Here is a 20,134-nt window from a genome sequence, read left to right as displayed (position 1 = left end):
GACAGCCTAAACAGGGTCCATGACGACGATCCCAAGCAAATCTGCCGGCTCCGGGCGTTCCCAGACCTGGCGCCCACAAAACCTAAAGAGGCCTGAAGTCCTCCTGCTGCTGATGGCCGCGGCGGTGCCGCTGAGCTTCGCCACCTGGCAGGCGCTTTTGAACAACTTCGCCATCGAGCGGGCGGCCTTCACCGGCGCCGAGATGGGTATCCTGCAGTCCCTGCGTGAGGTGCCCGGCTTCCTCGCCTTTGCCGTGGTCTTCGTGCTGTTGCTGATCCGCGAGCAGCGCCTCGCCTACATTTCCCTGCTGCTGCTGGGCCTGGGTACCGCCATCACCGGCTTCTTCCCCTCGGTGATCGGCCTCTATGTGACAACCGTCGTCATGTCCATCGGTTATCACTACTACGAGACCCTGCAGACCTCCCTCTCGCTGCAGTGGATCGACAAGGCGAAGGCGCCGGAGACCCTGGGGCGGATCATCGCCGTCGGCTCCTTCACCGCGATCATCGTCTTCGCCATGATCTGGCTGACCAGCGACTTCCTGTCGCTGGACTACGTCTGGATCTACCTCATGGGCGGCGGTGCCACGGTGGCCATCGCGCTGGTCGCCTGGCTCGGCTTTCCGCAGTTCCCCGAGAAGGTGGAGCAGCACAAGACCCTGATCCTGCGCAAGCGCTACTGGCTCTACTACGCGCTCACCTTCATGTCCGGCGCGCGGCGCCAGATCTTCATCGTCTTCGCCGGTTTCCTGATGGTGGAAAAGTTCGGCTTCGACGTCGGCGCCATCGCGCTGCTGTTCCTGGTGAATGCCGCCATCAACGTCTGGCTGGCGCCGAAGATCGGCCGGCTGATCGGGCGCATCGGCGAACGCCATGCCCTGATCTTCGAGTACATCGGGCTGATCGGCGTGTTCGTCGCCTATGCCTTCGTCGAGAGCGCGGTCGTGGCCGCCGGGCTCTACATCGTCGACCACCTGTTCTTCGCCCTGGCAATTGCCATCAAGACCTATTTCCAGAAGATCGCCGATCCGGCGGACATCGCCTCCACCGCCGGCGTCAGCTTCACCATCAACCACATCGCCGCCGTGGTGCTGCCGGCGGCCTATGGTTTCCTCTGGCTGATCTCGCCGCCGGCGGTCTTCCTGACCGGCGCGGCCATGGCCGGCTGCTCGCTGATCATGGCCTTCAACGTGCCCCGCCACCCCCGCCCCGGCGAAGAGGTCCTGGTCGGCCGCATCCCGGCGGCAGCCCCGGCGGCGGCGGAGTAGACCAAACAAAGATCGTCACCCTCGGGCTTGTCCCGAGGGTCCATTGTGGCGCTCGCTGGAGCCTCCGCCGGAGGGGTTCGGGTCTGTGCGAACCATGGATGCTCGGGACAAGCCCGAGCATGACGGCTGTGATGCAATGGACGCTGCGGAAGGTGACTGCAGACGCTGGTCCCTTGTCTCAGATCAGGCTGTTGGCGCCGATGATGAGGGCGGTGCCGGCTACCGTGGTGACGATCAGCGCCACCACGCAGAGGCCGAGGCCCAGCAGGGTGACGATGCCGTCGCGCTCGACCAGCCCCATGGCCGAGACGAAGAGGGCGGCGGCGGAAAGCCAGCCGCTGAAGGGGATCGGCAGGAACAGCGCCGAGGAAACGGCGAACAGCAGAATGCCGATCAGCCGTTCCGACTGCGCGCTGAAGAGATCCGGCGGGCGCGGGCGGATCACCTTTTCGATGGGCCGCAGCAGGGGCTTCAGCCGCAGCACCACGCGCTGGAAGTTGCGCCGCGGCACCTGGCGCCGGTTGATGAAGCCGGGCAGGCGCACATAGGTATATCCCAGGGCCATCTGGCCGGTCAGCAGCAACAGGGGGATGGCGGTAATGACGTTGGAGCCGATGGGCAGCGGCATCAGGTTGATCGCCGCGAAGATCAGGATCGACCAGCCGAAGGAGCCCTGGCCCTGGTCTTCCAGGATCCGACCCAGGGGAACCGCGTCCAACTCCCGATAGCGGCTGACGGCCCACATCAGCGCCCTGGACAGGGAGCGCCGTGCCGCGCCCGACCGATCCTGCGATGCCGTCATCCGCTGTTCCCGATCATTCCCGCCCGCGTTCATATCGTGCCAATTGCAGCCGACTGCAAGCGGCAAGTGCAGTGCTAGAGGGTTTCATGTATTGACGGCACCAGCCCGCTCCCCCGCCCGGCCACTCATAGGATACTGGCGCTGGGTGGCCGGGCGGGGGAGCGGGCTGGAACCGATTTCGACGTAGGTCGAAACCACGCTAGCCCTAATGGTTGCCGGAAACGACGTGGGGTGGATGTCCCTGCCTTGGAATGCGTTGGAATAGCGGATGGGCGTTTTCGATTCGAAAGTCGCGCGCAAGGACCGAAGTGGATGCGATATCGACGTTTTGCGAACACTGCCGCTTCCGTTAGAACCTGAAGGACCCGAGCTCAAGGAGATGGCGGAGGTATGCTGTCCTTCGACGCGGAGGTGCTTTCCGCGCTCTTCGCCGAGATCAACCGAAGCCTCTGGCCCTGGCAGATCGCCTGTCTGGCGGCAGCTTTCGGGGCGGTCGGGCTTGCGGCCACGCGCCACCGCCTTGCCGGACGCGCCATCGGGGTGATCCTCGCCGGGGCCTGGCTGGCCTGCGGCCTGGTCTTCCACCTGCACTATTTCGCCGCGCTCAGCTTCACCGCCCCGGCGTTTGGGGTCCTGTTCCTGGCCCAGGCCGCGCTGCTGGCCTGGAGCCTGGTGTTGCGCGGGGGCATCCGCTTCGCGGTGGGACGCGGCGCGTCCGCCTGGTTCGGATTCTTCTGCATCGCCACTGCGTTGGTCTTGCTGCCGTTGCTCGCGGGCCTGGGGGAGGGCTGGGCCTCGGCTCGACTCTTTGCACTGGCGCCGGGCCCGACGGCGCTCTTCACCCTGGGCCTGCTGCTGCTGGCCGAGGGACGCCACCCGCTGCATCTCCTCATCCTGCCGTTTGTCTGGACCTTGATTGCGGGCGCCACCGCCTGGGAACTGGGGATCGCGGCGGACCTCCTGCAGCCCGCCCTGGGCAGTGCTGCGCTGGCTCTCGCGCTCGCACACAATCGACGAGCTGCCCAACGGCCGGCTTAGGCGGCGCGGTCGTCGAAGCCTCTTGCGATCAGCCTTTCCAGCAGCCGGCGGAGCTGGGTCATGCCCTCCGCGCCCAGGCCCTCGGTCATGCGCGCTTCAATCAGTCTTTTGATCTGGGCGCCGTCCTTGAGGGCGGCCTTGCCCTTGGCGGTGAAGCGGATGATCTTCGCGCGCCGGTCCTCCGGGTCGGGACTGCGGCTGACGATCCCGGCGGCCTCCAGGTCGTCGACCAACTGCTGGACCGCCTGCTTGGTCAGCCCGGAGCGCGCGACCAGATCGCGCTGGCGGGTGCCGCGCGGGTCGAGAAAGGCGGTGATGTTGCTCTGCGCCCGGCCATACCAGTCGTGCCCTGCCGCCTGCATGGCGGCAATATAGGCCTCCTTCCAGAGGAAGGCTGCCTGCCATAGCGGCCAGCCGATGTGGTCCGGCCTCAGATCCTCGTTTTCGCGTGCAGTCACCTCAGCGGAGTCCTTCCTTGATGGTCAAGGAGCTTGACTAAATGTGATCTCTGTCATTATAGTCAAGTTTCTTGACCATAAATGCAAGGACGGTGCGATGCGGTGCCTCGAACGCCGGTTCTTTCTCACCGGCATGCTGCTTCTGGGCAGCTCGGTGAACAGCCAGGCGTCGCCGGGTCAAGCCGGTGCCGGTCCGGACTGGTCCGCGGTGGAGGCCGGCGGCCTGCGCTTTCGCTGGCGTCACCGTGACGATGCTCTGCAGGGCAGGCTGAGCGCGCCCACCGCCGGCTGGCTGGCGGTCGGCTTCAACGACGTGGAGCGGCTGAAGGGAACCTGTTTCGTCATCGCCCAGGTCTCGCAGGCACCCACCCGCGTGGCGCTGCACCGGGCCATCGTGCCGACCCACGCGCCGGTCGCGGATGCCGAGGCCCGCGCCGCCCTGATCCGGGAAGGTGCCTCCTTTGCCGAGGGGCGCTCCCACCTCGGCTTTCGCCTGCCGCACCGCAGCGGCAAGGCCCTGGGTGTGAGGCTTACGCCGGGCGCGGCCAGCTATCTGATGCTGGCCTGGAGCCACGCGACCGACTTCACGCACCACTCGGCCTTCCGCGGCCACCGCTGGGTCACACTCTGATAGGGGCGTGGAGCGTGAAGACTCCGACACACCTCCTTATTGGATACGGCTGTGCGCAGCTCTTCGGTTGGCGTGGGACCGCGCGCCGGGCCTGCTTGCTGGGCGCTGTGGCGCCGGACATTCCGGTGGCCGCGGTCTGGATGGCCCTGGCGACGAAGGTGACCTGGCGGGAGGGCGGATTTGCCCAGCCTGTGGTCCAGCGCGAGATGGACGCGCTCTATTTCTCCGACTCGGTGGTGATCGGCCTGCACAATCTGCTGCACGCACCCCTCAGCCTTCTGGGGCTGGCACTCCTCGCCACTCTGCTGCTCCGCGCTGCGCCGGACCTGGGCCGCTGCTGTCTGGCCTTTCTCGCCGGGGCGATGACCCATGCCCTGGCCGACATCGTGAGCCACGTGAACGACGGCCCGCTGCTATTCTGGCCCCTGGACAGCGGTTTGCGGCTGGCCGGGCCGTTCAGCCACTGGGACCCGGCCCACGGCGGCCTCTGGATCAGCGCGATGGAACTGATCTGTGCGCTGGCTGGCGGTCTCTGGCTGCTGCGGCGGCGCTGGCGGCGCCCGCTCGCGGCCGGCCGCGCTTGATGTGGCCCGGCAAAGGCGGCACCTTGGGGCGCCGCGGTGAGAGGAAAGGGTCCATGCCGGAAGGATCGCTGAAGGAAAGTGCCCGCAAGGTCCAGACCGCCCTGCAGGCTGTCGGCTATGCGTTCGAGGTGCGGGAGTTTCCCGCCTCCACGCGCAGCGCCGAAGACGCCGCTGCCGCCATCGGCTGTTCGGTGGCGCAGATCGTGAAGTCCCTGATCTTCCGCGCTGCCGGCAGCGGCGCGCCGGTGCTGGTGCTGGCCAGCGGCGCCAACCGGGTCGACGAGGCTGCCGTCGGCAGCCTGCTGGGCGAGCCCATCGAACGGGCCAGGGCGGACTTCGTGCGCGAGGCCACCGGCTTTGCCATCGGCGGCGTGCCGCCGGTGGCCCACCGCGTGAAACCCCATGCCTTCATCGACCGGGACCTGATGGACCTGCCGGAGCTCTGGGCCGCGGCGGGCACGCCCAACGCGGTCTTCTCCCTGCAGCCGGACCAGCTCCGCAGCCTCACCGACGGGGTGGTGGCGGACATCAAGCAGCGCTGAACTGCCGCAGGGCGCCGGCGGGACGGAGGCTTCACCTGGCATCCCCGGCTGCCTAGAATGGGGCCATCGACCGGCGACCGCAGCCAAGGAGTTCCCCCATGGTGAAGAAGGCCGACATTCCAAAGCACATCATCGATACCGCTTTCGCCCTGGCGGCGGAGCGGGGCTGGCGGGATCTCTCCCTCGCGGAGATTGCCGAAGCGGCAAAGGTGCCGCTGTCGACCCTCTACCCGCTCTATCCCTCCAAGCAGGCGATCATCGAGGGCTTTGCCGACCATGTCGACGCGGCGGTGATGGCCGAGGAGGACGGTGAGGCCGGGGAGGTCGGCGAGGGGCCGGCCCTAGACCGCCTGTTCGACGTCCTCATGCGGCGTTTCGAGGCCATGCAGCCGCAGCGTGAGGCCATCGGCGCGATCCTGCAGGACCAGCTTCGCGATCCGCTTTCCGTCTGCTGCGGACTGGCCCGGCTGCGCCGCTCCATGGCGGCCATGCTGGAGACCGCGGGCTTCTCCACCACGGGTCTGCGCGGCATCGTGCGGATCAAGGGCATCTCGGCAATCTATCTCTCGACCCTCAGGGTCTGGCTGCGTGACGACAGCGAGGACATGGCCAAGACCATGGCCAGCCTCGACAAGCAGTTGAAGCGGGCCGATGCCATGCTCGGGCGCTGGGCCAGCCGCAGGGCCGGCGGCGCGGCGGGCTAGAGTCTTCATAGTTTGACGGCGGCGGCCGGCGCCTCCTGCGGTGCCGGAGCCAACAGGTTTTTTGGCCCGGGCACTACCACCGGAGCCTGTGCCGGCAGCCAAATCCCAACCGAATCAGACCCTTCGCAGATTTATTGTGCAGTGCAAAAAAAATCCCTTGACCCTGTGCTGGGAACCGCCTATATCACGGTCACGCAAGGAATTGTGCGGTGCAACATAAAGGCGGGCGGCGCCCGCACAGATCGAGGAGTTCGAGTAATGGCTGTTTCCGGTAACCCCTTTCTGAACGGCGATTTTTCTAAGTTTGATTTCGCCGCCTTCATGGACCCCAGCAAGTTCGCCGAGCAGTGGGAGAAGGTCGACTTCACCGCCGTTCCCGAGCAGTTCAAGGTCCCCGGCGTTGACGCCCAGACCCTGGTCCAGGCCCAGAAGCGCAACATCGAAGCCGTCGCTTCCGCCAACAAGGTCGCCCTCGAGGGCGCTCAGGCGGTGATCCGCCGCCAGGCCGAGATCGTCCGTCAGGGCATCGAGGAAGCCTCCAAGGCTTTCACCGAAGTGAACGCCGCCGGCACCCCGCAGGACAAGCTCGCCAAGCAGCTCGAGCTGAGCAAGCAGGCCTACGAGGCCGCTCTCGCCAACCTGCGTGAGCTGTCCGAGATGGTTGCCAAGTCCAACGGTGAAGCGACCGACCTCCTGACCAAGCGCGTCAGCGAGACCTTCGGCGAGTTCACCAGCGAAGTGAAGAAGACCGCGAAGAAGAAGTAAGTCTTCGACGCATCTTCCAAGACTTGATCGGTTAAGGGGCCGCCTTCGGGCGGCCCTTGTTTTTTGCCCCGCCCGCACATCGCTGGCCTGGGCTGGCCCGGGCTTGCCCGGGCTTGGCCGGCGGTGATAGCGTCGCCGCGCCGCCGTCCCATAGCCTTACGAGAGCGATCCCCAGCGCGATGAGCGAAAACGGCCACATTTCCTACGACGATTTTCTCAAGGTCGACGTGCGCGTCGGCACCATCGCGCGGGCGGAGGCCTTCCCAGAGGCGCGGCGCCCGGCGATCAAGCTCTGGGTCGATTTCGGCGAGCCCCTGGGGGTCAAGAAGACCTCGGCCCAGATCACCGTCCACTACGCGGCGGAGCATCTGGTGGGCAAACAGGTGGCCGCCGTGGTGAACTTCCCGCCCAAGCAGATCGGCAAGTTCATGTCGGAGATCCTGGTCCTGGGCTTTCCCGATGGCGCGGGCGAGGTGGTGCTGGTGACCGCCGACCAGCCGGTGCCCAACGGCGGCCGGCTCTACTGACGGACGGGGTCTCGCCGCGATTGGTCACGTATGCTGGCCCCAAGCGATGCGCCCTCAGTCCGGACTGAAGAAGGCCTTGTTGACGATGCGCCAGCCCGCCGCGGTCTTTTGCAGCGTCAGATAATCGGTGAAATGCCGGTTCTGATAGCGGACCGCGACCTTCGCAATCGCGACGGGACCGCTACGGTCGACCGAGACGAGGTGCATGTCGAAGGGTTCGTCCTCGGTCTTGGGCACAGGCCCGCTTGCGATCTGATCCAGAAAGCCGGACAGAGGGAACTCGTGACTGCCTCGGCGGTTCTCTCCGAAGAGCCAGCACTGCGGATTGAAGATCCGCCTTAGACGCTCGACATCTCCCTCATACATGCCGAGAAAGTAGTCTTGAACCAGCGCCTCGATGGCGGGGCCCTCAACATTCGTACTGTCGGCCATGATTGATCTCCAACCTATCGGTCGAAAGGAGCCTGGCAGGCCGCGGGGTCTTCACCGAGGCCGAGGTACTGATCCCGGCGGTTGCGGTCGAAGGCCGGCCGGCTGATCGCGCAGGCGCGGGTGAGGCTGAGCTGGTTCCACAGCTGCACCTGACCATCGTCGCCGCTGGTGGCGAAGCGCTCGCCATCGGGATGGACGGCGATCCGCCAGCTCGCCCCCTGATGGCCCTGCGCGCTCGCGGCCAGCCGGCGGCCCGTCGGCGCGTCCCAGAGATGGAGCTGGCCGCTGCGGTCGGTGACCGCCAGGGTGACACCGTCGGCGAGATAGGCGAGGTCGGTGGCCCCGCCGCTGTGGCCGGTCAGGACCCCGGTCCGCTGGCCGCTCTCGACATCCCAGAGCGCCACGACTTCGTCGCTCGAGGCCGTCGCCAAATGCCGTCCGTCGGGGCTGAAGGCCACGCTCCAGACCACATCGTCCTCCGCCGCCAGTTCCCGTGTCACGCTGGCGGACTCCAGATCCCAGAGCCTGACCCGGCCGTCGGTCGCCACCGTGGCCAGCAACGCGCCGTCCGGCGACAGCGCCGCGCGGGTTATGCGCCCCGCCGGGTGGTCCAGGGTGGCTTCGGCGCTGGCCGTCTCGACGTTCCAAAGCCCGACGCCGGCGTCGCTGGCGGTCACCAGCCGGCTTCCCTCGGCGGTGAACAGCAGCGACCAGATGGCCCCCTGCTGAGCGGCGAAAGACCGGAGCAGCCGCCCGTCGCCCAGGTCCCAGAGGCGCACCTCGCCGCTGCGGTCGCCGGAGGCCAGCAGCGCCCCGTCCGGCGAAAAAGCCAGGGCCCAGACCTGGTGGCCGTGGCCGGTCAGGGTCTGGGGGCTGCTGCGCCCGTCCGGACGCCAGACCTGAATGGTCCCGTCGTTGTCGCCCGCCGCCAGGCGCAGACCGTCGGGGCTGATGGCCAGCCCCTTCGCCGCCTCGCCCGGCACGCTGCGCGTCTGGGCCAGAGCATGGCTGCTGCCCATGCTCCACAGGCGGATCAACTGGTCGCGGCCAAGGGTGGCGAGGCGCCGACCGTCCTGGCTCACCTCGATATCGGCGATGGCCTGGCTGTGTCCGCCGGGCGCCGAGGCGAGCAGGCGTTCGCGGTCCACATGCCAGAGGTGCAGGGCACCGTCCAATCCGCCGCCGAACAGCAGTTCGCCGTCCGGCGAAAAGGCGACCGCGTTGATCGGGCCGGCGTCGGCGAAGGCCGGGCCCAGGATGCGGCCGCTTGGGTAGTCGAACATCACGGCGGTCGCATCGCTGCTGGCCGTGGCGAAGCGGTCGCCCGAGGGGCTGAATTCCAGCTCCCAGACATCGCTGCTGTGGGCATCGCCGATGGGCTCGAAGAGCGGTTTCGCCGAGGGCAGGGCCCAGGCGAAGATTGCGCCGTCGCCGGTGCCGGCCACCAGGGCACGCCCGTCGGGACTGAAGGAAACGCTCAGGAAGTCGCGTACCACGTCTACCAGAGGCGCGCGCTCCGCCGCGCCTTCGCTGGCGCCCCAGAGACGGACCGTGCCGTCTTCGCCGGCGGTGGCCAGGCTCGTTCCCTGCGGGTCGAAGCGCACGCCCCAGAGGATGTCCGGCGTCTGGCCGAGGCTGCGTTCGTGGCGTCCCAGACCGTCGGCGACGCTCCAGAAGTGGACCGCGCCGTCGTCGCCCACCGAGACCAGCCGGCGGCCGTCCGGGGCGAAGTCGAGGTCCTGAACCCCGCCGGCATGCCCCTGCAGGCTTGGCCCGATGGGCCGGCGCAGGGTCGCGTCGATCAACTCGATGGAGCCGTCGCGCCGCCCTGCCGCCAGGAGGGAGCCGTCCGGCGTCATGGCGATGGCCAGCGCGTCGCCGGCCGAAATCGGGCTGCCGACGACGAAAGGTCCTGCCCCGGCCAGGGCCCGGCGTGCCGCGATCATGGCGGCGCGGGCATCGTAGCCGGGGCTCGCCGCCGGCGCGCGGGCGACCGCTTCGGCGGCGAGCGCGAGGGCGAGCAGCGGATCGGACTCCACAAGGCCGTTTGCGGCGGCGCCCAGGGCCCCGGCGAAGCGTTCGGTGGCCACGGCGGTCGCCCGCTCGGCCATCTCCTCGTTCTGACGGGCCTCGCGCCAGGCCAGGAAGGCCACCACCGAGGCGGCGGAGGCGCCGACCGAGAGGAAGGACAGCACGGCGATGGCGAAGCGCCGCGCCCGCCGGGCCCGCTGGCGCCGCTCCGCGTCGATGGCCTCGGCTTCGGCCTTGGCTCTTGTCGAGGCCTCGAGGAAGGCCAGATCCAGTTCGCCCAAGAGGTCGGGGCTCTTGGTCATCCAGTCCTGGGCGGAGAGCAGGGGCGTGCCGCGGTAGAGCAGATCCGCATCCCGCTCCGCCGCATCCCATTCGGCGGCGGCGCGGGCGATGCGCTGACGGGTGCGCAGGTCGTCGCGGCTTTCCTCGATCCAGTCGCGCAGCCGCGGCCAGGTGCGCAGCAGGGCCTCGTGGGCGATCTGCACGCTGGTATCGTCGACGGTCAGCAGCCGGACCTCGGTCAGGCGTTCCACCACCCGCCGCATGACCTCCGCGTCGGTGTCGTGGTCGATCTCGGAGCGTCCCAGGATCCGCCGGGTGTCCGGGGTCTCCTCGCCGGGGGTCACCAGCCGCAGGAAGAGCCGTTTGGTGGCCTCGCGCTCGGCCGGGCCGAAGGTGTTCTGATAGGTGGCATCGGCGGTCTGGCTGATCGCCCCGGCAACGCCCCCGGCATCGCGAAAGCCGTCGACGGTCAGGGTGTTGCCCTGGCGGCGCACCCAGGTCTCCACCAGGGCATGGGCGATCAGCGGCAGCGATCCGGCTTCTTCGCCGGCCTCGTCGATGATGGCTTCGACGAGGTTGCGCTCGACGTAGAGGCCGGCGCGGCGGGCCGGTTCGCTGATCGCGCGGCGCAGGTCCGAGCGGGTCATCGGCCCCACCAGCACCTGATTGCCGGTGATGCGTTCGGCCAGCCAGGGCACCGTCGCGCAGGCGGCGTAGAAATCCGCGCGCACGGAGATGACGACCCGGACCGTGCTGTCGGCCGGGTCGGTCATGGCGGAGAGCGCGGTGATGAAGGCGCTGCGCTGGGTCTCCGGCGCCAGGGTGAACAGTTCCTCGAACTGGTCGATGCACAGCAGCAGCGGGTTCTGCGGGTCGCCGGCCTCGCCGAGATGGCGGGCCATGGTGGGCCGGGCCAGCAGGTCTTCGATCGACACCGACGGGTTCCCATCCGGCAGGCTGGCGGCGACACGGTGGTGCAGCTCCGCCAGCGGGTCGCGGCCCGGCGTCAGCAGCGCGATCCGCCAGGACTCGCTGCCGAGCAGGGCACCGGCGCGCAAGGCGGGGATGAGCCCGGCGCGCACCAGCGAGGACTTGCCGCTGCCCGACGGCCCGCCGACCACCAGCACCCGCTCGAGCTGCACCCGGCGCACCAGCTCGTCGATCAGGGCCTCGCGGCCGAAGAAATTGCCCGCGTCTTCGGGCTGATAGGCGGCCAGACCCTTGTAGGGGCAGGCGGTCGATGGCGTGACGCGGGTCTCGGTGGGGCGGTCATCGTCGATCGTGGTGACCTCGTGGGCGAGGACGTCGTGAATGGCCGAGCGCCAGGCTTCGACGGTGGTGAAGCGGGCCCCTGGGTCCAGCGCCATGCCTTGCTCGACCACCGTGTGCCAGTGGGCGGGCAGGCCGGGCAGGCGGCCGGGAACGGCTTCGGCATTGGGCGGGCGCTCCGCGGTCAGCACGTGCCACAGCAGGGCGGTGGCGGAATAGATGTCGGCGGCGGGGGTGATCTCGGGGAGGCCGTCGCGCTGCTCCGGCGCTTCATAAAGCGGGGTGCCGCCCATGATGGTCGCCAAGGGGCCGTGCTTGGCCAGGTCCTTGGCGATGCCGAGGTCGCCGACCAGGACGCGCTCGTCCTCGGTTACCAGACGCTGCGGCGTGGCCTCCGCGCCGATCACCGTGGCGTCGGGATCGCTGGGGGCCCGGCGGGCAAGCTGAAACAGGATGTTGGCCGGCTTGACGTCGCGATGCACCAGGCCGGCCTCGTGAATCGCCGTCAGGCCGTCGGCCAGGGCGTCGATCAAAACGGTCAGATCGCGCGGATCGGGGCCGTTCCCGTCCCCCGGGCGAATGCGATCGGCCAGAGTGGCGCGGTCCGCGAAGTCCATCACGAAGTAGGGCCGGCCGTCGTTCAGCCGGCCCACGTCGTGCACGGTGACGACATTGGGCGAACGAATGCGTCGGAGGAGGCGGGCCTCCTCCAGAAAGCGCATCAGGATATCCTCGTCGTCGGCGAGATTGGGATGAAGAATCTTGATCGCTACGAAGGATTCAAGTTCCTCATCCCAGGCCCGGACGACGGTCGCGAAGCCGCCTCTCGCTATCTCATTGTCTACCCTGTAGCGGCCGACATAAGCAGGCAGCGTCATGGGCTGGACTATAAGTGGTCACCCACGTCCATGCAGTGGTAGACCTTGGCATTCAGGATGTCGTGGTTCCTGTCTGCCGCCGTGACGCAAAGGGTCCGCGCCCCGTTGCGCACGGAAAGCGAGGCCGCGCTCTGGGTCGTGTAGGCCGGGAAGTCGTCGGTCGGATGCCAGTCGCCCTGCTTGACGCCATAGGTCGGCTCGGCGTTGTTGCTGACCTGCTCCACCGTGTAGGTCTCGCCCCACCAGATGTGGATGTGGTTCTTCGACAGATCGGGCATGAAGTTGGCTTCGAAGGTGACAGCCAACTCGTTGCCGGCCTTGCTGACCGACGCGATCTTGACTTCGCAGCCGTCGACCGGACAGGCATTGGGAAGACTGCTTTGGGCAAGTGCGGCCCCGCCCGCCGCGGCCGCCAGGGAGAAACCGAAAACCGCGCAGCCTAGTTTTCCGCGAAACCTCGCGGGAATTGCATTCGACATCGTCATTGGTCCGCCTCCGCAAGTGATGGATCAATCACTGCCCCGCCAGACAGGGTTCGTTGGCGCGGTGAGGGAGTCAAGTCCTCTTGTCCCGCACCTTGGGGGCGCTCCGGGGTATTCGGTAGTACCGCCGCCGCCAGCTCTGTTCCCCGAAATCCGATCTCTGGGCGAAGGGGATCGCTGATGACGTGGCCTCCAGGGCGCCTATAGTGTCTTGAAACTGTCACGAGGCCGCGATGCCCGAATCGACCCCTGCGACCCACGAGGTGACCAACCAGAGCCCGCCCTTTGCGGACCTGAATCTCTATCTGAGCGATGCCGCCCTGCAGGACGCGGTGCGGCGCGAGGGGGCCGGGGCGGCCGCCGGCGAGCTCACGGACTTCGGCGCGCTGGTGGGCAGCGCCCAGGCCTTCGAGATCGGCCGGCTGGCCAACGAGAATCCGCCCAAACTGCAGCGCTTCGACCAGAAGGGCTTTCCGCTCGACCGGGTCGAGTTCCATCCGGCCTATCACGAGGCCATGCGCATGAGCTTCGAGGCCGGCCTGCACTGCAGCGTCTGGGAGCATCTCGGCACGCCCGGCGCTGCGCCTGGCCCCGGTACGACGGTGGCGCGCCTCGCGCGGCTGTTCATGGTGACGCAGATGGAGGCCGGGCATCTCTGCCCCCTCACCATGACCAACGCCGCGGTGCCGAGCCTGAGGATGCAGCCGGAGATCTTCACGCCGCTGCTGCCGAAGATCCTGTCGCGCCGCTACGACGAGGACTTCATCCCCCATGACCGGAAGGCGAGCGTCACCATCGGCATGGGGATGACGGAAAAGCAGGGCGGCACCGACGTCCGCGCCAACACCACGCAGGCCCGCGCGGCGGGCGCCGGCCGCCCGGGCGGTGAATACATCCTGGTCGGCCACAAGTGGTTTCTCTCGGCGCCGATGTGCGATGCCTTCCTGATACTGGCGCAGGCGCCCGGCGGTCTCTCCTGCTTCTTCGTGCCGCGCTTCCTGCCTGACGGCGCGCGCAATCCGCTGCGCCTGCAGCGCCTGAAGGAAAAACTCGGCAACCGCTCCAACGCCTCCTCGGAAGTCGAGATCCAGGGCGCCCACGGCTGGCTGATCGGCGAGGAGGGGCGCGGCGTGCCCGCCATCATCGAGATGGTAACCCTGACCCGGCTCGACTGTGCCGTCGCCTCCGCCGGCCAGATGCGTCTCGCCCTGGCGCAGGCTCTGTTTCATTGCCGCCACCGCCGGGTGTTTCAGAAGCATCTGATCGACCAGCCGCTGATGGCCCAGGTGCTGGCCGACATGGCGCTCGACGTGGAGGCGGCGACAGCCCTGGCCTTCCGCCTGGCGCGGTCCTTCGAGCGCGCGGAGACCGACGAGCGGGAGGCCGCCTGGCGCCGGCTGATGACGCCGGTCACCAAGTACTGGGTCTGCAAGATGGCCCCGGCGCTGGGCTATGAGGCCATGGAGTGCCTGGGCGGCAACGGCTATGTGGAGGAGGGGCTGGCCGCGCGGCTCTACCGCGAGCTGCCGCTGAACGCGATCTGGGAGGGCTCGGGCAACGTCATGTGCCTCGATGTCCTGCGGGTCTTGGGCAGCGACGGCGAAGCCGCCGCCACGGTGCTCGCGGAACTGGCCGAAGTGGGGCAGAGCGACCCGGTGCTGCGCAGTTCCCTGCACTCGCTGCGCGCCCTGCTCGCCGACCCTTCGATGCTGGAGGCCAACGCCCGCGGCTTCGTCGAGACCCTGGCCTTGAGCGCCGCCGCCGCGCTGCTGCGCGCCCATGCCCCCGCCGCCGTCGCCGATGCCTTCATCGCCAGCCGCCTCGACGGCACCTTCCGCCACACCTACGGCGCCGGCATGGCCCATGCCGACAGCCGCGCCATCCTGGACCGGACCCTGCCGGCGGATCTTGCCTGATCGCCGAGGAGTATCCGGAGTGCACCGTCAGTCGATGGCGCTGAGGGGCTCCATGGAGACCGCCAGGTCGTCGGACCCGAGCAGACGGTAGATGCGCTGCGGCCCGAAGCCGCGCACCTCGGCCTCGCCGCGGTCTTCTATCTGGAACTGGGTGCGCAGGTTCCGGTGCATCCCTTCGTCCATCAGGATCTCCATGGGACCGGCCAGGGCTTCCAGCCTGGCGGCCAGGTTCACGCCGGGACCGAAGATGTCGTAGACGTATTTCTGAATCCCGACCACGGAGCCGATCACCGGCCCCGGCGCCAGGCCGACGCGGCAGCGCCATTGGATCTTGTGGGTCTCGTTGCGCCGCGTCAGGTAGCGCACGCACATCAGCGCCAGCCGCGCGATGGCCTGGGCATGGTCGGCGGAGGGCTCCGGCAGCCCCGCGACCGCGACATAGGCATCGCCGATGGTCTTGATCCGCTCGCAGCCTTGGTGCTCGGCGATGCGGTCGAAGGAGGTGAAGATGTCGTTCAGCTCGGTGATCACCGTCGAGGGATCGTGCTCGACGGAGATCCGCGTGAAGCCGACGAAGTCCAGCATCAGGATCGAGGCTTCGTCGTAGCGTTGCGGCGTCGTCACGCCGAACGTCTTCAGTTCCTCGTAGACCGACTCCGGCATGATGTTGAGCAGCAGCTTCTCGGCCCGTTCCTTCTCCTTCTTGAGCTGGCGGTTCTGCCGTTCGACCATCTTGGCGTAGGAGTCGATCATCGATTCCAGCTCGCGCACCTTGGTGTCGTTCTGCAGCTCGACGATGACCCAGGGCTCGCTGGCGAAGCTCGTGCGGGTCGCGGTCAGGGCGAGAACGTGGGTGCGCCGGCGCACCTTGGTCTCGATGGTGGTCTGATAGCTGCCGCCGGCTTCCAGCTTCGCGCGCAGGGCGTTTTCGTCGATGGCCTCGAGGCGCGCGCAGAGCGATCCTTCTTCCTCGTTGAAACCCGGGAACCAGTCTGCGACCCGCTGATTTCGGAACCGCACGTCAAGTTCGGGATAGGTTGCGATGATCAGCCCGACACCGACGGTTTCAAGCAAGAGCTTGTTGAAGGCGTCGAGCTCGAAGTCCATCGCCGGCCGGGGCTACTGATCGGTGACGATGAAGGAACGGCGGCTTCTGATTTCGCTCATGACCTGGTGCATGTCGGCGGGCTCGAATTCGTACTCTTTGAGGGTCGCTTCCAGAAGATCCGCCATCTCATCGAAGGCTTCCAGGCTGATGTCGAGGTTGCGGTGGACCTGTTCCAGAACCTCGTTCGAGTAGCTGGCCGGGCCGCCCATGACCTGCGAGATGAACTTGGTCTGGTGGTCGACCAGGGCCGGCATGTCGATCTCGTCGAAGTAGGGCCCGACGATGTCGGAATCGAGCATCTTGTCGTAGAATGTCAAGACCACGCGGTGCACGACGGCGAAGCCGCCGTAGCGGTCGAACATCGTCGCCTTCATCCCCCTCGCCTCGACCTTTTTTGTTTTCTGCGGCTCGTTAGCCTAGCACGGCATTTCCGGCGGGGCGATAGGCCAGGGCTTGCCCGGCGATCCTCACGGCCTTGTAGGATCGACGGGTAGGATGCAATCTAGGCGTGTTTTTGAGGGGCGACCTCTCGGCCCGCGCCCGGCGATCGGGTGGTCCGGCGATCAGGTGATGTTGAAGCGCTGCAGAACGTCGGCGAGGTCGTCGCCGAACTGGGCGCCGCGGCGGATCAGACCGACGTTCATCGGCAGGGACTTCAGGTCGGGATGGTCGGGGTCCAGGCTGGTGAGCAGCGCGATGGGAATGGAGCGGGTCGACGGCATCGCCGAAAGCGCGCAGGCCAGGTCGACGCCGCTCAGCCGCGGCATCACCTGGGAGGTGATGACCAGATCCGGCTTGGTCTCGAGGATCAGTTCCAGGGCCTCGATGGGGTTGGTGACGCTGGAGACGCGGTAGCCGCAGGCCGCCAGTTCGCGCCCCACCACCTTCGCGGCGGCGCGCTGCGGAATGATCACCGTCACCATGGTGTCGGTGATCTCGACATCTTCGACGTTGAAGGAACTCTGCTGCGGCAGTTCGCGCAGCACCGCGGAAACCTCTTCGACCTCCACGGTCTCGCCGTCCAGCAGGCTGCCGATCCGGTCGGCGAAGGCGATCAGGTCGTCGGCGTGCCTGGTTTCGACGGACTCGATCTCGCTCAGGTATTCGTCGAGCTGGTGGGTGAGGGGGCCGAAACCGACCAAGTTCACCGAGCGCGCCTTCATGCGCAGGTTGGCCGATTCCATCGCCAGGGTCTTGGCCGCTTCCTTGGGATCGAGGATGCCGTTCTTCACCTGCTGCACGCGCAGTTCGAGGTTCGTCACCAGATCCCGGGCCTCGTCCAGGGCCTCGCCTTCGATCTGGAGTTCCACTTCTTCTTCGGAAATGAGCGCGCTCGTGGCCGCCATGACCCTCTCCCAACAAGACTTTCGTGAGTGAGCGGAGCTTAGGGGCTTGGCGTTAATGCAATCTAAATCCAGGCACTGGAAGGCGCCCCGGCGGCGTTGTGGCTTGAAAGAGCAAAGGCGAATTCGCCCGGCATTCATGTGCCCCTGGCGCGAGCTGGGGAGCGGGTCGATGCCGTTAGAATACGAAGGACTCTACCGCGGCAGCCAGATCCGGGCCCGCAGGCCGCCGCCGGGGGCGGTCTCCAGCACCACGTCGCCGCCATGGCTGCGCGCCACGTCGCGGGCGATGGTCAGGCCCAGGCCGACCCCGCCGGTCGCCGGGTTGCGCGACTGCTCCAGACGGAAGAAGGGTTTGAAGACGTCCTCGCGCTGCGCCTCGGGGATGCCCGGCCCGTCGTCGTCTATGGTCACCTCGATCAGCGTCTTTCGCCGCCCCGCCCGCACCGAGACCTGGCGTCCGTAGCGCTGGGCGTTGCCGATCAAATTGGTCAGGCAGCGGCGCATCGCCTCGCGGCGCAGCGGCAGGGTGATTTCCTGCTCCAGGTGCAGATCGACGACCCGGCCGTCCCGGGTCATCTGGCCCACCACGTCGCGCAGCAGGGCGGTCAGGTCCGTGGTGACCGGCGTCTCCTTGCCCTCGCCGCGGGCGAAGGCGAGATAGCCCTCCACCATGTGTTCCATCTCGGCGACGTCGGACTGCAGCTCCTCGGTGCCCGGCGTGTCCTTCAGCATTTCGAGCTGCAGCTTCATGCGGGTCAGCGGCGTGCGCAGGTCGTGGCTGACGCCGGCCAGCATCTCGGTGCGCTGGTGGACCTGCCGGTTCAGGCGGTCGCGCATGTTGATGAAGGCGACGGCGGCCTGGCGCACTTCGGTGGCGCCCTCCGGCTTGAAGTCCTCCACCATGCGCCCCTTGCCGAAGCCCTCGGCGGCGCTGGCCAGGCGGCGGATCGGCTTCACCTGGTTGCGCATGAAGATCACCGCCACGCCGAACAGCAGGATCGAACTGCCGATGGTCCAGATAATGAAGATGTAGGTGGTGGAGGAGAACAGCCGCTCGTCGGTCACCAGCACCCGCAGCACACCCTGGTTCAGTTGCACCAGGATTTCGACCCGTTCGTCCAGGCTGCGGGTGTCGACAGCGAAGGCCTGGACCAGCCGCTCCTCCAGGGCGGTGCGCAGGCGCTGGTCGACGATGCCGCGCAGCGGGATTTGGTCGGGGACCAGCAGGGTGGCGCCTTCGCTAACCGACAACTCCAACTGCATGGTGCGCCGGGCGAGGCTGAAAATGCGCACCAGATCGCTGTCGTCGGGGCTGCGCTCGATTAGGTTGACCACGGCGGCGACATCGCCGGCGAGGCCCTGGGCCAGACGCTTGGTGATGGTGTCGTAGTGGCGGTCGTAGAAGATCCAGGTGGAGATGACCTGCAGCAGGATCAGCGGGGTGACGATGATCAGCACCGCGCGCCCCAAAAGCGAGCGCGGCAGAAGTCGCCGGAGCGGCCCGGCGGGAACGCCGTGGGGATAGAGCGGGTTGGTGGCGCTGTCGGTCATTGGCCGGCTGTCAGTCGGGCATCAGCACATAGCCGGTGCCGCGCACGGTCTGCAGATAGCGGGGGAACTTCGGATCGGCCTCGATCTTGCGGCGCAGCCGGGTGACCTGCACGTCGATGGTGCGCGCATTGCCGCTGACCTGGCTTTCCTCGGAGAGATCTTGACGCGTGATTGGCTCCCCGGCGCGGCGCGCCAGCGCCTTGAGCAGCGAAGCCTCGGCGGCGGTGAGGCGCACGAAGTCACCGTCGCGGGTCAGCTCTTCGCGGTCCAGGTCGAAGGAGAAGGCGCCGAAGGTGATCCGGGCGCTGGGCTTGGGTACGTCGGCGGGCACCCGGCGCAGAATGGCGTGGATGCGCAGCACCAGCTCGCGCGGCTCGAAGGGCTTGGGCAGATAGTCGTCGGCCCCGCACTCGAAGCCGGCGATGCGGTCTTCGGTCTCGTTCATGGCGGTGAGCAGCAGGATCGGCACCGCGCTGTCGTGGCGCAGGGTCTGGGTCAGCTCCAGGCCGCTTTCGCCGGGCATCATGATGTCGAGCACCAGCAGGTCGAAGGCGAAGGCCGCCAGCTTGGCCCGGGCGTCGGCGGCGTCCACCGCGGTGGTGACGCGAAAGCCCTGGTCGCTGAGAAAGCGCTGCAGCAGGTCGCGCAGCCGCGTGTCGTCGTCGACCACCAGGATATGCGCCGGTTCGCTGGCAGCGGATTGGATCATGGCCGGCAGTATAGGGCGGCGCCCCGCACAAGCCTAGCCGCGGGCGGCGGACTTGGTTGGGGTCTTGGCCGACGTCTTCACCGGCGCTTTCGCCGGCGTCTCGGGGCGTTCGAAGCGGCCGCGGTCCGGTTCGTCGATGATGTTGGTGAGCACGGTGCGGAAGCCCTCCACCGCCTCGGCCCCGGCCTTGCGGTAGGCCTGGGCGATGCGCCGCTGCTGGCGCTCGCTCAGCTTGGTCTCCAGCTCGCGGCCCTTGTCGGTCAGCTCCAGCAGGCGCTGGCGGCGGTCGCGCAGGCCTGGGCGCTGGACGATGAAGCCCTCGCGCACCAGCTGGCCGAGAACGCGGGAGAGCGACTGCTTGGTGATGCGCAGGATCGCCAGCAGGTCGGAGACGGTGATCCCGGGATGGCGGCCGACGAAATAGATCACCCGGTGGTGGGCCCGCCCGAAGCCGTAGTCCACCAGGATCTTGTCCGGCTCCCCAGTGAAATCGCGGTAGGCGAAGAACAGCAGTTCCATCGCCTGGCGCAGTTCCTCCTCACGCAGGAAGAGGGGGTTGGGCCCGCCTTTTATGTCAGCCATGTTGACATATCTGCCTAATCTTGTTACATCAGACTCGATAGTTTTGAAAAAAAGTATCAATTCGAGACTATCGAGCGCATAAAATCGCTAATTGGTGAGCATTACTGACTGATTTTGCAGAGGATTCAAGGGTCAGTTTGGTGATCGCCGGACTTCCAAGGATGCAGCGACTGGGGTTTTGGGGTTAGCCGACCGGGCGGGAGAACGGGAAACAAGCGCGACAGGGTTCG

The 20,134-nt window shown here is 67.5% G+C and carries 20 protein-coding genes; 9 read left to right on the top strand and 11 right to left on the bottom strand.

From position 1 onward, the window contains the following. Window positions 1-19 precede the first annotated feature (19 nt). Complete coding sequence (locus tag Q0996_RS21925) at window positions 20-1,267, top strand: MFS transporter (protein WP_299625040.1); 1,248 nt, start codon at window positions 20-22, stop codon at window positions 1,265-1,267. A 178-nt stretch (window positions 1,268-1,445) separates the two neighbouring features. Here the strand turns inward: Q0996_RS21925 and Q0996_RS21920 are convergent, their stop codons facing one another. Then, entirely contained in the window at window positions 1,446-2,069 is a 624-nt protein-coding gene (locus Q0996_RS21920) for an exopolysaccharide biosynthesis protein (RefSeq protein WP_299625037.1), read from the bottom strand. Window positions 2,070-2,459: 390 nt separating this feature from the next. Between Q0996_RS21920 and Q0996_RS21915 the strand changes: the two genes are divergently transcribed. Beyond that, window positions 2,460-3,107 (top strand): DUF6064 family protein, encoded by a 648-nt coding sequence (locus Q0996_RS21915; protein ID WP_299625034.1) that lies wholly within the window; start codon window positions 2,460-2,462, stop codon window positions 3,105-3,107. Here the strand turns inward: Q0996_RS21915 and Q0996_RS21910 are convergent. After that, on the bottom strand, window positions 3,104-3,565 hold the full coding sequence (locus Q0996_RS21910) for a MarR family winged helix-turn-helix transcriptional regulator (RefSeq protein WP_299625031.1): 462 nt from the start codon (window positions 3,563-3,565) through the stop codon (window positions 3,104-3,106). The genes Q0996_RS21915 and Q0996_RS21910 overlap by 4 nt on opposite strands. Window positions 3,566-3,662: 97 nt before the next feature. On the opposite strand from Q0996_RS21910, the gene Q0996_RS21905 reads away from it, so the two are divergent. The 6 genes from Q0996_RS21905 to Q0996_RS21880 all read left to right on the top strand — a co-directional run bounded on the left by Q0996_RS21905 (window position 3,663) and on the right by Q0996_RS21880 (window position 7,318). Then, complete coding sequence (locus Q0996_RS21905) at window positions 3,663-4,196, top strand: hypothetical protein (RefSeq protein ID WP_299625028.1); 534 nt, start codon at window positions 3,663-3,665, stop codon at window positions 4,194-4,196. A gap of 14 nt (window positions 4,197-4,210) precedes the next feature. Continuing rightward, window positions 4,211-4,780 (top strand): metal-dependent hydrolase, encoded by a 570-nt coding sequence (locus Q0996_RS21900; RefSeq protein ID WP_299625025.1) that lies wholly within the window; start codon window positions 4,211-4,213, stop codon window positions 4,778-4,780. Between the two features lie 53 nt (window positions 4,781-4,833). After that, window positions 4,834-5,322 carry a YbaK/EbsC family protein gene (locus Q0996_RS21895; protein ID WP_299625022.1) on the top strand — a complete coding sequence of 163 codons (489 nt, stop codon included), beginning with the start codon at window positions 4,834-4,836 and terminating at the stop codon, window positions 5,320-5,322. A 98-nt stretch (window positions 5,323-5,420) separates the two neighbouring features. Beyond that, window positions 5,421-6,026, top strand: a complete 606-nt coding sequence (locus tag Q0996_RS21890; RefSeq protein WP_299625019.1) for a TetR/AcrR family transcriptional regulator — start codon at window positions 5,421-5,423, stop codon at window positions 6,024-6,026. A gap of 258 nt (window positions 6,027-6,284) precedes the next feature. Continuing rightward, on the top strand, window positions 6,285-6,791 hold the full coding sequence (locus Q0996_RS21885; protein ID WP_299625016.1) for a phasin family protein: 507 nt from the start codon (window positions 6,285-6,287) through the stop codon (window positions 6,789-6,791). A gap of 179 nt (window positions 6,792-6,970) precedes the next feature. After that, the gene (locus tag Q0996_RS21880) at window positions 6,971-7,318 is read left to right on the top strand and encodes a tRNA-binding protein (RefSeq protein ID WP_299625013.1); all 348 of its coding nucleotides are present in this window, start codon (window positions 6,971-6,973) and stop codon (window positions 7,316-7,318) included. Between the two features lie 54 nt (window positions 7,319-7,372). On the opposite strand, the gene Q0996_RS21875 is transcribed toward Q0996_RS21880, so the two are convergent. The 3 genes from Q0996_RS21875 to Q0996_RS21865 are packed head-to-tail and all read right to left on the bottom strand — an operon-like array spanning window position 7,373 to window position 12,695. Beyond that, on the bottom strand, window positions 7,373-7,750 hold the full coding sequence (locus Q0996_RS21875; protein ID WP_299625010.1) for a nuclear transport factor 2 family protein: 378 nt from the start codon (window positions 7,748-7,750) through the stop codon (window positions 7,373-7,375). 14 nt (window positions 7,751-7,764) lie between these two features. Beyond that, window positions 7,765-12,210: a WD40 repeat domain-containing serine/threonine protein kinase gene (locus Q0996_RS21870; protein ID WP_299625007.1), complete on the bottom strand. Its 4,446-nt coding sequence runs from the start codon at window positions 12,208-12,210 to the stop codon at window positions 7,765-7,767. Window positions 12,211-12,218: 8 nt separating this feature from the next. Beyond that, the gene (locus Q0996_RS21865) at window positions 12,219-12,695 is read right to left on the bottom strand and encodes a hypothetical protein (protein ID WP_299625004.1); all 477 of its coding nucleotides are present in this window, start codon (window positions 12,693-12,695) and stop codon (window positions 12,219-12,221) included. Window positions 12,696-12,925: 230 nt separating this feature from the next. On the opposite strand from Q0996_RS21865, the gene Q0996_RS21860 reads away from it, so the two are divergent. Beyond that, window positions 12,926-14,608: an isovaleryl-CoA dehydrogenase gene (locus Q0996_RS21860; protein WP_299625002.1), complete on the top strand. Its 1,683-nt coding sequence runs from the start codon at window positions 12,926-12,928 to the stop codon at window positions 14,606-14,608. A gap of 27 nt (window positions 14,609-14,635) precedes the next feature. Here Q0996_RS21860 and Q0996_RS21855 read toward each other — a convergent pair whose 3' ends face one another. The 6 genes from Q0996_RS21855 to Q0996_RS21830 all read right to left on the bottom strand — a co-directional run bounded on the left by Q0996_RS21855 (window position 14,636) and on the right by Q0996_RS21830 (window position 19,904). Continuing rightward, complete coding sequence (locus Q0996_RS21855) at window positions 14,636-15,715, bottom strand: adenylate/guanylate cyclase domain-containing protein (protein WP_299625000.1); 1,080 nt, start codon at window positions 15,713-15,715, stop codon at window positions 14,636-14,638. A gap of 12 nt (window positions 15,716-15,727) precedes the next feature. Beyond that, entirely contained in the window at window positions 15,728-16,090 is a 363-nt protein-coding gene (locus tag Q0996_RS21850; protein ID WP_299624998.1) for a group 1 truncated hemoglobin, read from the bottom strand. Window positions 16,091-16,279: 189 nt separating this feature from the next. Next, window positions 16,280-17,062 (bottom strand): PleD family two-component system response regulator, encoded by a 783-nt coding sequence (locus tag Q0996_RS21845; protein ID WP_299624996.1) that lies wholly within the window; start codon window positions 17,060-17,062, stop codon window positions 16,280-16,282. A gap of 192 nt (window positions 17,063-17,254) precedes the next feature. Beyond that, window positions 17,255-18,613: an ATP-binding protein gene (locus Q0996_RS21840; protein WP_299624994.1), complete on the bottom strand. Its 1,359-nt coding sequence runs from the start codon at window positions 18,611-18,613 to the stop codon at window positions 17,255-17,257. A gap of 10 nt (window positions 18,614-18,623) precedes the next feature. Next, window positions 18,624-19,322 (bottom strand): response regulator, encoded by a 699-nt coding sequence (locus Q0996_RS21835; RefSeq protein WP_299624992.1) that lies wholly within the window; start codon window positions 19,320-19,322, stop codon window positions 18,624-18,626. Window positions 19,323-19,355: 33 nt separating this feature from the next. Further along, the gene (locus Q0996_RS21830; RefSeq protein WP_299624989.1) at window positions 19,356-19,904 is read right to left on the bottom strand and encodes a MarR family winged helix-turn-helix transcriptional regulator; all 549 of its coding nucleotides are present in this window, start codon (window positions 19,902-19,904) and stop codon (window positions 19,356-19,358) included. Window positions 19,905-20,134: the final 230 nt, after the last annotated feature.

The organism is Pelagibius sp. (assembly GCF_028289705.1).
Taxonomy (GTDB): domain Bacteria; phylum Pseudomonadota; class Alphaproteobacteria; order Kiloniellales; family Kiloniellaceae; genus Pelagibius.
The sequence above is the reverse complement of the archived record's forward strand: the minus strand, read 5'-3'. Positions and strand labels throughout refer to the sequence as shown.